The sequence below is a fragment of the Phenylobacterium sp. genome (assembly GCF_036495085.1).
Lineage (GTDB): Bacteria > Pseudomonadota > Alphaproteobacteria > Caulobacterales > Caulobacteraceae > Phenylobacterium.
Genome location: NZ_DASXNL010000102.1, coordinates 1 through 9,930, shown reverse-complemented (window position 1 = coordinate 9,930; position 9,930 = coordinate 1). Strand labels below are relative to the sequence as shown.

The window sequence follows — 9,930 nt, the reverse complement described above, 5'->3', positions numbered from 1 at the left end:
CGCGCGCGTCAGTCGCACGGCTTCCGCCATGATCTCACCTTCACTGGCGTCAGAGCTCAGCCTTGGTGTGTGACCTTGAAGGCCGCGCGCCAGAGTGGCCTCATATTCCTGGTCGAGCAGGGCTCTGCCGGCGGCCCAAGCCCCGGCTTTCACCGCGTCCTCGCCGGCCGCCTCTAGCCGCCGCAGCGCATCGCGGGCCGATGGCGAGAGGCGGACATACCAACGGACCGCCGCCGAGGTGATCTGCGACGAAGTGCGATCCTCAAGCCGGGCCATATCGTTGACCCTGGCGGCGGTCGCTTCGTCGGTATGGCCGGACAGGGTTGGCATGCGAATCCTCTCGTACCTATAGAATCAATAGAAACGTGATCATCCACTAAATACGTGAGATTTCTGTCCGTTAAGACTCGCTCGGTCACTCGGCGCGACAGGGAGGAACAACGCCTCCTCGCTCAAGACCACCGACGGCTGGTGATGAGCAGGGCGGGTACCGCCGGCACGGCGTGCAAGCGATGGTCCAGCGCGACGACGAAGTCTCTGATGACGAAATCCGCATCTCCGGGACGCCTGAGCGTCTCCTCCGGGCTCTCGCGCCTCCGAATGTAAGTTCGGCGGGCGAATTTCGCGGTATTGTTCCTCGATGGCTCCCGGAGCAGGACTCGAACCTGCGACAAGTCGGTTAACAGCCGACTGCTCTACCAACTGAGCTATCCGGGATCAGGCCGTCGAGGGGCGGGGGTATACGTTGGCCCTCGCTTGCGCGCAAGTCGGCCCGAGCACCTTCAGAAAAAGAGCCCGGCGCGAGCGCCGGGCTATGAAAAGTCGGTGATGGTGGGTGTCTTCAGAGAAGACGCCGTGAAGGTGGGCTTACGTGGTTAAGGGGGGATTAACCGGCAGGCGGTGGCGTAACGGAGACGCTTTGTCGCGGGTCGATTGGAGCAGGCGGCGCAATCGGCTAGTCGTTTGGACTGGGGTCTAACGAGCAGCAGAGGAAGCGCGTCTATGCGCATCCATTTCACCGGGATCGCCGGGGCCGGCATGGGAGCCGCGGCCGTGATGATGCGCGAAGCCGGCCATGAGGTGTCGGGTTCGGACGAAGACGTATTTCCGCCGATGTCGACCTACGTGGAGGGACTGGGCTTCCCGTTCCACCGCCGGTTCGACGCCGCGAATCTGCCGCATGACCTCGATGTGCTGGTGCTTGGCGCGAGCGCCAAGCTCGGCGGCGAATCCAACGCAGAGGTCGCCGAGGCGCGCCGGCGCGGCGTGCGGGTCACGACCTTTCCGGAACTGGTCGGCCAGGCGACGGCGGGGCGACGCAATACCGTTGTCGCGGGCTCCTTTGGTAAGTCGACCTGCACGGCCCTGATGGCGCATGTCCTGCGCGAGGCGGGCCATGATGCGGGCTGGATGGTCGGTGCGATTTCTCCGTCGCTGCCGGACACGGGCCACTGGGGTGCGGCGGCCGAAGTGGTGCTCGAGGGTGACGAATACATCGTCGCGCCCACCGACCGGCGCTCAAAGTTCTTGCTCTATCACCCCCGTGACGTGCTCCTGACCTCACTGGTTCATGACCACGTCAACGTCTTCCCGACCTTCGCCGACTACGAGGCGCCGTTCCGCGAGCTTCTGCGACTGCTGCCCGCCGACGGCCTGCTGGTCGCTCGCGAACATCCGGCGATCCGCGCCATCGCCGGCGAGGCAGGCCGCCATATCGTCTGGTACGACACCGCCCGCTGCGAGGGATGGTGGGCCGATGGCGTGGTTCTGGGCGAGGTGACACACTTCAGCCTGGTACGTCCCGACGGCGGCCGCATCGCGCTCTCGACCAGCCTGCTGGGCGAGCACAACATCGAGAATATTGTGGGCGTCAGCGCCTACCTTCTGGAGCGCGGGCTCGTCAGCGAGAGCGCCTTGCAGGCGGGCGTCGCCGGCTTCGCCGGGATCCGTCGACGCCTCGACCGGCTCACCAGCCGCTCGGCTGTGCCGGTGATCGAGGGCTTCGGCTCGTCCTACGAGAAGGCCCGCTCGGCGATCGAGGCGTTGCTGTTGCACTATCCGCACAGGCCGCTGGTGGTGGTGTTCGAGCCGCATACCTTCTCCTGGCGCAGCCGCGACGCGCTGCCCTGGTACGACACCGTCTTTGAGGGCGCGGCTCAGGTCCTGATCGTCCCGCCGCCGACGCACGGCGCAAGCACCCATCATCAGGCAAGCTTCGAGGAGATCCTTGCTCGGGTCGCCGCCACGGGCGTGCCCGTTCAGGGCGTCCGCTCGGCCGAGGCCGCCGTCCTGGCGCTCGCCGGCCTGAAGGGCGACGAAGTCGTCCTCCTGCTTTCGTCCGGCCCGTTACTCGGTCTGCCCGATAGCCTCCCGGCCGTCTTCGACGACGTCTACGCCGGCGCGCGGCCGCCTAGACCTGCCGCGGTTCAGGTGGGAGCCACCTGAACCGGACAAGAAGCACCTGGCTTCAAGAACCTGGAGCACGAGGACGGGGCCCCCGCCCTCTATTCGGCGTTACGCCCTCTATGGCCGGGCGGGGGTCGGCTGGACGTACTCATCGCGCTCGGCTGACGCAAGCGCCTCGAATTCGCGCCGCTTCGGCCCGGCATAGCCGAACAGGTAGGCCGCCACCTTGCGGATCTGGATCTCCTCGGAGCCCTCGGTGATCCGATAGCGGCGGTGGTGGCGGTAGATGTGCTCGAACGGCGTATGGCGCGAATAGCCCATGCCGCCGTGCACCTGCATGGCGCGGTCGGCGGCCTCGCACACGAGCCGGTTGCCCCAGTAGTTGCACATCGAGACCTTGTCGGAGATCGTCCGCTCGATCTCCTTGTGCTCCATCCGGTCCATCTGCCAGGCGGTCTTGCGGATCAAAAGACGCAGCATTTCGCACTGGGTCTGCAGCTCGACGAGCGGCCACTGGATAGCCTGGTTTTCCGCCAGCGCCTTGCCGAACGGCTTGCGTTTGCGGGCGTATTTAACGCTTTCGTCGATGCAGAATTGCGCCGCGCCCAGTGACGAGGCCGCCTGGCGGATGCGGTTCTGGTGCACGAAGCTCTGGCCCAGCCCCAGGCCGCGATCGATCTGGCCCCAGTAGCTGTCCTCCGGGATCCAGACGTCTGTGAAGCTCACACGCGGGTGGTCCGTGGGCATGTTGAAGGTCCACATGTACTCTTCGATCTTCACCCCGGGAGTGTCGGCGGGGACGATGAAGCAGGTGATGCCGAGGGCGTCGCCGTCCTTGCCGGAGGTGCGGGCGAACACCATCACGTGGCTCGCCACGTGCATCCCCGTCGTCCACATCTTTTCGCCGTTGATCAGCCAGCCGGGCTTGCCGTCCTTTTCATGCGGGACCGCACGGGTCTCCATGAAAGTGGCGTCCGAGCCGTGGTTCGGTTCGGTGAGGCCGAAGCCGGTGCGCATCTTGCCCGACAGCAACTTGTCGCCGTCGCGTTCGTATTGGGCGTTGGTGGCGAACTCCTTGAACATCAGGATGAAGGGGTTGTTGCCGACGATCGAGTGTTCGGTCTGCAGGTCGTTGAAGAGGCCCAGGCCCTTGGCCGCCAGGTGCTCGCGAATCACCGCCATGGCGAGCTGGCTGCCGCCCTTGCCGCCCATCTCCGGCGGCCAGGCGAAGCGCAGGTGGCCGGCGTCGTCGGCCAACTTGCGGGCCTGGGCCAGCAGATCCTCCCACTCCTTGCGGGGCAGGCCGTTGTTGTCCCAATCCGTACGAGCGTGCTCACGGCGGTGGTCGAAGAAGCGCTCGTTGTCATCCTGCGCCTGCAGAGGCTTGATCTTCGCCTCGATGAAGGCGTCCAGTTCGGCCAGGTAGGCGGTGAGTTCCTGGGGCAGTTCGAAGTCCATAGCGCTTTCCTTCATGCTCTTGGGCGGGTTCACGCCGAGAGGCATTTACAAGCCTGCGAAGGCCCGCCAGACCGACAACCTAGATCAAATAATGAGTTCCGTGGGGTCATGGCCATCGACGTTGCCGAAGGACTATCAAGACTGGCAGCCAGGTTGGGCGGCGAGGGCGCCCGGCTGGCCGAAGCCCAGCGCTTGTCCGGCGGGGCGAGCATGGAGACCTGGGCCTTCGCCATCGAGGGCTCAGGCGCGCGCGAGGCGCTGATCCTGCGCCGCCGCTCTGCGCCTTTCGATCCTGAAACCGCCCGCTCGATCAGTCTGACAACCGAGGCGGCCCTGATCCAGGCGACGGGGGCGAACGGGGCGCCGGTGCCGCCGGTGCGCCACCTTTGCGACGAGATGGATGGACTGGGCGAGGCCTATGTCATGGGCCGTGTCGAGGGCGAGACGCTGGGCAAGCGGATCGTCGCCGATCCGCGCTTCGATGCGGTGCGGCCGCGGCTAGCGCGCCAGTGCGGCGAGGTGCTGGTCCCGATCCACCGCACGGCTCCTCCACCGCACCTGAAACTGAAGACCGTCGACGCCGCCGCAGAACTCGACCGCTACGAAGAGGTCTATCGCAGCACGGGCGCAGAGCGGCCGATCCTGGACCTGGCGTTTCAATACCTGCGCAGGCATATCCCCGAGCCGGTCGCGCCGGCCCTGCTGCACGGCGATTTCCGCAACGGGAACATCATGTTCGACCCGGAAAAGGGCGTCGCCGCGGTGCTGGACTGGGAGCTCTCGCACATCGGCGACCCGGCCGAGGACATGGGCTGGATCTGCACCAATTCCTGGCGTTTCGGTCGGCCCGACCGGCCAGTGGGCGGCTTCGGAGACTATGCGGACCTGCTTGCCGGCTATGCGGCCGCGGGCGGTCGGCCGATCGAGCTCGCCCGCGTCCGCTTCTGGCAGATGCTGGGGTCGCTTCGCTGGGGCGTCATGTGCCTGACGATGTACATGAGCTGGGCCTCTGGCGTTGAGCGCTCTGTCGAACGGCCGATGATCGGCCGCCGGGTTTCCGAGACCGAAGCCGACCTGGTCGTCCTTTTGGAGCAAGGCCTTTGATCACCCATCCAAGGACGGAGGAGCTCGCCGAGGCCGTCGGCGCCTGGATCGACCAGATCCGGCCCACCCTCGACCCTCGCAACGCCTTCCTTGCCCGCGTGGCGGCCAATGCCTTGGCGACGGTGGGCCGGGAACTCACCCAAGGTCCAGCTGCGGAGGCCAGGGCCGTGGGCCTGATGTCGGAACTGCTGGGCCACGGGGGGACCCATGGGGACCTCAACGCGGAGCTTTGCGCCCGCATCCGGTCAGGCGAACTGACGGTCGACTCACCGGGGCTGCTCAGTCTCATGCAGGCCACGGCCAAAGACCAACTCGCCATCGACCAGCCGAGCTACAAGCCCGAGGGTAGCCTCTAAGCCGCTTCCAGCACCTGGATTATCTGGCTCTCGTCCTCGTTCCAGAGGACGGCGACGTTGGCTGCCCGCTGCGCGAGTTTGCCGAGCGCCTTCTTCACCTCCGGCGCGCGCAGGCGCTTTTCGCTGAGGCGCAGCAGTGTGCGCCCTGACCCCTGGTCCTGGGCTTCATCGTGATAGCGCAACACAGCATCGACGACTGAGCCCGGCAGGGTGGGGCGTTCGAAGGCCGCGGTCTCGATCGGACGGGTGGCGGGACGAGGGCGGAAGGTCCGGTAAGCCATGGTCTGAACTCCGTTGCGGGTTTCAACGCGTTCAGCTCTGATTGGTTGTCACGACAGAATCGGACGTAGAAAGATGCGGCATCAAAAGGCTGGCCGGTTGCTGGAGCTGGCGCGGATGCTGGCCAGCACCTCGGAGGGCCTGACCCTCGACGAAATGGCCGAGCGGCTGGGGGTCGGGCGCCGGACCGCCGAACGAATGCGCGACGCAGCGCGCGACGTCTTCCCACAGCTCGAGGATATCGACGACCCGCCGACCCGGCGCTTCCGTATCCCGGCCGGGCTGGACGGCCTCTTTCAGGCCCCGACCGCGGAGGAACTAGCCGCCCTGTCGGCCGCCGCCGAGACCTTCGCCCACCAGGGCGCCGTCGCGCGCGCCGGCGCGCTCAAGTCGTTGGAGCACAAGGTGCTGTCCGCCACCCGGGCCGCCGCGCGCCGCAAGCTTGCGCCCGACCTGGAAGCTCTGCTGCAGGCCGAAACGATCGCCGTCCTGGCAGGCCCGCGGCCCTTTGAGGACGAGACGGTGCTGGCCGCGGTCCGCGCCGCCTTGCTCTCGATGCGGACGCTGAGGTTCCGCTACGAAGGCGGGACCACGCCTGGCCGCATACGAGAGGTGACGCCCTTCGGCGTGCTCTTCGGGCGTTCGAACTATCTGGTCGCCGACGAGGGCGCCGGGCCGCGCAACTGGCGGCTCGACCGCATCCACGAGGTCGCGGTCACCGAACGGGCGGCCGCGCGCCCCGCGGACTTCTCACTGCAGGACTACGCCGACGAAAGCTTCGGCATCTTCCACGACGATGTTGAGGATGTGGTGCTGCGGGTGACCCCGGCCGGCGCGGAAGACGCGCTGCGCTGGCGCTTTCACGCCAATCAGTCCGTGGAGCAGCAAGACGATGGCTTCGTGCTGGTGCGGTTCCGGGCCAGCGGCATGCTGGAGCTGGCCTGGCACCTCTTCACCTGGGGCGACAAGGTCGAGGTGCTTGCCCCGGCGGTGCTGAAGGCGACGCTCGTGCAGCAGATCGACATCGCGCGACGGGCCCATACGTCCGGAACTGTCGTCGCGGGGCCTTAGGCCGGTCCTCATTGAATGAGGACACCGCCATGAGCGTTATCGCTGACTACGCCAACCTCTACGAGACCGAGTTCCGGCCACGTCGCCGGGGCCTTCGCTACCTTGGCGTACTGGTCGTATGGCTGGCGCTATTCGTCGCCCGGCCACGGCTGGCGCTGGCCATCTGGCGCGAGCGGGCCTGAACTCGCCGGGCGGCTTGGATTTGTGAAGACGGGTGGCGCCTCGGCCAATGAGGGGCGTCGGGGTCCAGCAGGGCATGCGTTACGGGTTCCCACCGATGCCCATTCCTCTGCCCGGGGGTTGAGATCGCCTCCCTATAAGTGTTGGCAAACATCATGCACCGCTGTTGCCTCTCCGCGTTCGCGACGCTCTCCCTCGCGCTGGGCGCGCCGGTCTTAGCCCAGGCCCAGGAGAGCGACGTAGACCTCGCCAAGAAGCTCGCCAATCCGGTGGCGAGCCTGATCAGCGTGCCGCTCCAGTTCAACTATGACTGCTGTTTCGGACCGTCTGACGGAGGACGCTACACCCTGAACGTGCAGCCGGTCGTTCCGATCGCCCTGAACGACGACTGGAACGTGATCATCCGCACCATCTTGCCGGTTATCTACCAGGACCGGGTCGCGCCGAGCATCGGCGCGGCCGGCGGCCTCGGCGACACCACCCAGAGCTTCTTCTTCTCACCGAAACCGACGGCCAGCGGGCTGATCTGGGCGATAGGTCCGGCCTTCCTCTGGCCGACCGGTGAGGCGGAGCTCGGAAGCAAGAAATGGGGCGCGGGCCCAACGGCGCTCCTCCTCAAGCAGCAGGGCGCGAACACCTATGGAGTTCTCGTAAATCATATCTGGTCGTACGCCGATCTCGGCAGCAACAGTCACCAGGACGTCAGTGCAACCTTCATCCAGCCCTTCTTCAGCTGGACGAGCCCGACCGCCACCACCATCACGATCAATTCCGAGTCGACCTACAATTGGCGCGACGGTCAGTGGTCGATCCCCATCAACATGACGGTCGCCCACCTGTACAAATTCGGCGCCCAGCGGGTCTCGCTGGGCGGCGCCGTTAGGGTCTACGCAGCCCGCGACGCGCCTCCGGGGCAGGGACCGGCATGGGGCCTGAGGTTCGTCGCCACCTTCCTTTACCCGAAGTAGTCGCTGCTCGATCGACGGGCCGATTTATGGGGCCTTACGAGGCGGTTGGGGTTTGACCGGAGAGACTCCGCATCATCGGGCTGCGAACCTCGGAGCGCTGGGGACGTTCCGATGCCAAGGACATCATGACTCTTCATCGAATGTCGCCGTCGCCGTGACGGTGTCCCAGCAAACACACAGTGGCCGCAGGCTTCCCTGAAGTCGCGGTCCGGTCTCTCAACCACAAATTCCGCTCAACAAGCCACACTTTCAGAAGGGGAAATCATGATGAATCGTTTCCTGTGCATAGGAGCCACGACGGTGTCCTTCGCGCTCCTCGCCGTCGCCGCGCCTGCCCTGGCCCAAGATCAGTCCCAAGTTAACTGGACCGGCTTTTATGTAGGTGGCGTCGCCGGGGGCGCCTGGGGCGACACGAGAGCCCGCGCGAGGGTGAGCGTCGGGAATGGCAACGTCGTCATAAACCCCGGGGACGCCGCCGCGCTCGCGGCAACCTCCAACGACCAGACAAAGGCCGGTTTCGTCGGCGGCATCGAGGGCGGCTACAACTACCAGATGGACAACTGGCTGTTCGGTATCGAGGGCGACTGGACCTCGATGGATCTTAAGAACAGCAACTCAAAGACCCTGGTGTCCGGGGCGCTCATCAGTCCGCCAATCACCTACAGCCTGAACCAATCCATCAAGACCGACTGGATGGTGTCGCTTCGACCGCGGATCGGCTACGCCTCGGGGCCCTGGATGGGCTACGCGACAGGTGGTTTCGGCTGGAGTGAGCTCAAATATAACGTCGACTTCTCCGATAACCGCAGTGGGAATGACGCCCTCTCCACAGGCTCAAAAAGCACCAAGACCGGATGGGTCGCGGGGCTCGGCGGCGCCTACGCCTTCAATCAAAACGTGTCACTGAAGGGCGAGTGGCTCTATGCCGACTTCGGCCACGTCGGCACTGCTGTCGTCAATAACTTCATCAGCATTACGCCGAGCGACGTCGTGAAAGCGAACATGTTCCGCGTCGGCCTCGACTATAGGTTCTGAACGATCAAGGATGGCCGGCCGGGCCCCCAGGCTCGGCCGGCGCATCCCCCGCCCGACGTTGCTTGCGGGGATCAGGTTCTACTCCTGGAACCCGCGACCCGGTACTTGTGAAAGTATCAGTCTCCGACCGCAGGACGGGCGGGGCATTGAGCATCTTGATCTTTATCCTTCTCTCGCCCATGGGCGCGGCCGGGACTTAATGTTGAGCGAGCTCAAGCTCGTCATCTCGGATCTTATTCGCGGAGATTTCGCTTAGTTGCCGGCGGTCACGGGCGTTCCGCTCGAGGTCAGGGTCCGATATGTCGTCGGCGCCTTCATGGCCGTATTGGCCTGGTGGATCGAGCACAAGGTGAGAATCGCTCCCATGGAAGTCGACGCGATGTTCCAACGGTTGAGCCGCGGTAGTCTGGATGCAGCCTGACGGTCGCCGCTTTCCGTCCGGTCGCGGGTGGTGTTGGGCGGTATGCGTTGGCCAAGCCTCAACGCATCGGCCTTGGCCAAGGACAAGAGCCTTATGCACTTGCTGCGCCGCCGTGCGTCTTACGAGGCGTCCTTGACCAGGTTCGGAGACAGGGCTCACGCTATGCTGTGGGATCGAAAGGCGGGGCATGGCGGACGAAAAGAGCATCGAGCGACGCGCTTCATGCGCCTGCGGGCAGGTGCGATTGAGGCTGGTCGGCGCACCGATCCTAAGCGCGGCGTGCTGTTGTTCAGATTGCCAAGCCGCCGGACGGCTTATCGAGGCACGGGCGCACGCGGCGCCGATCCGCGACGAGTTCGGCGGGACGCCTTACCTGATCTATCGCAACGACAGGTTCGCCTGCGTGGCCGGAGCCGAGGCCCTCGAAGGGGTTAAGATTTCGGAAGGGGCGCCGACGACGCGATACGTCGCGACGTGCTGCAATTCCGGCATGTACCTGAAGTTCGCTCCGGGGTGGTGGACCTCGGTCTATCGCGCCCGCGTCCTGGATGACCCGCCACCCGTGAAGATGAGAAACAAGGTCGCCAGCCTGCCGCCGGGAGCCGTGCTTCCACGGGACATCCCTGCCTATCCGGGTTTTCCAATGCAGCTC

11 protein-coding genes and 1 tRNA gene are annotated in these 9,930 nt (G+C 65.5%); 8 read left to right on the top strand and 4 right to left on the bottom strand.

Annotated elements, in window-relative coordinates; genetic code table 11:
* A partial coding sequence (locus tag VGI62_RS12345) for a hypothetical protein (RefSeq protein ID WP_331504794.1) occupies positions 1 to 330 on the bottom strand: 330 nt, incomplete at its 3' end.
* Positions 331 to 641: 311 nt separating this feature from the next.
* Positions 642 to 717 (bottom strand) — tRNA-Asn (locus VGI62_RS12340).
* A 285-nt stretch (positions 718 to 1,002) separates the two neighbouring features.
* Between VGI62_RS12340 and VGI62_RS12335 the strand changes: the two genes are divergently transcribed.
* The gene (locus tag VGI62_RS12335; RefSeq protein ID WP_331504793.1) at positions 1,003 to 2,445 is read left to right on the top strand and encodes a Mur ligase family protein; all 1,443 of its coding nucleotides are present in this window, start codon (positions 1,003 to 1,005) and stop codon (positions 2,443 to 2,445) included.
* A gap of 78 nt (positions 2,446 to 2,523) precedes the next feature.
* Here the strand turns inward: VGI62_RS12335 and VGI62_RS12330 are convergent, their stop codons facing one another.
* Entirely contained in the window at positions 2,524 to 3,864 is a 1,341-nt protein-coding gene (locus VGI62_RS12330; protein WP_331504792.1) for an acyl-CoA dehydrogenase family protein, read from the bottom strand.
* 108 nt (positions 3,865 to 3,972) lie between these two features.
* Here VGI62_RS12330 and VGI62_RS12325 point away from each other — a divergent pair, with 108 nt between their 5' ends.
* Both VGI62_RS12325 and VGI62_RS12320 read left to right on the top strand, forming a co-directional pair.
* A complete protein-coding gene (locus VGI62_RS12325) occupies positions 3,973 to 4,968 on the top strand; it encodes a phosphotransferase family protein (RefSeq protein ID WP_331504791.1) in 996 nt (331 codons plus the stop codon).
* Entirely contained in the window at positions 4,965 to 5,324 is a 360-nt protein-coding gene (locus tag VGI62_RS12320) for a DUF6285 domain-containing protein (RefSeq protein WP_331504790.1), read from the top strand. The genes VGI62_RS12325 and VGI62_RS12320 overlap by 4 nt, the downstream gene beginning before the upstream one ends.
* Here the strand turns inward: VGI62_RS12320 and VGI62_RS12315 are convergent.
* Entirely contained in the window at positions 5,321 to 5,605 is a 285-nt protein-coding gene (locus tag VGI62_RS12315) for a hypothetical protein (RefSeq protein WP_331504789.1), read from the bottom strand. The genes VGI62_RS12320 and VGI62_RS12315 overlap by 4 nt on opposite strands.
* A gap of 73 nt (positions 5,606 to 5,678) precedes the next feature.
* Between VGI62_RS12315 and VGI62_RS12310 the strand changes: the two genes are divergently transcribed.
* The 5 genes from VGI62_RS12310 to VGI62_RS12290 all read left to right on the top strand — a co-directional run.
* Positions 5,679 to 6,674, top strand: coding sequence for a helix-turn-helix transcriptional regulator (locus tag VGI62_RS12310; RefSeq protein WP_331504788.1), 996 nt, complete (start codon positions 5,679 to 5,681; stop codon positions 6,672 to 6,674).
* A gap of 29 nt (positions 6,675 to 6,703) precedes the next feature.
* Complete coding sequence (locus VGI62_RS12305; RefSeq protein ID WP_331504787.1) at positions 6,704 to 6,856, top strand: hypothetical protein; 153 nt, start codon at positions 6,704 to 6,706, stop codon at positions 6,854 to 6,856.
* A 153-nt stretch (positions 6,857 to 7,009) separates the two neighbouring features.
* Positions 7,010 to 7,822, top strand: coding sequence for a hypothetical protein (locus VGI62_RS12300; RefSeq protein ID WP_331504786.1), 813 nt, complete (start codon positions 7,010 to 7,012; stop codon positions 7,820 to 7,822).
* 267 nt (positions 7,823 to 8,089) lie between these two features.
* Positions 8,090 to 8,857 (top strand): outer membrane protein, encoded by a 768-nt coding sequence (locus VGI62_RS12295; RefSeq protein ID WP_331504785.1) that lies wholly within the window; start codon positions 8,090 to 8,092, stop codon positions 8,855 to 8,857.
* A gap of 608 nt (positions 8,858 to 9,465) precedes the next feature.
* Positions 9,466 to 9,930: GFA family protein (locus tag VGI62_RS12290; RefSeq protein ID WP_414695687.1), on the top strand; the 465-nt coding region annotated here is incomplete at its 3' end.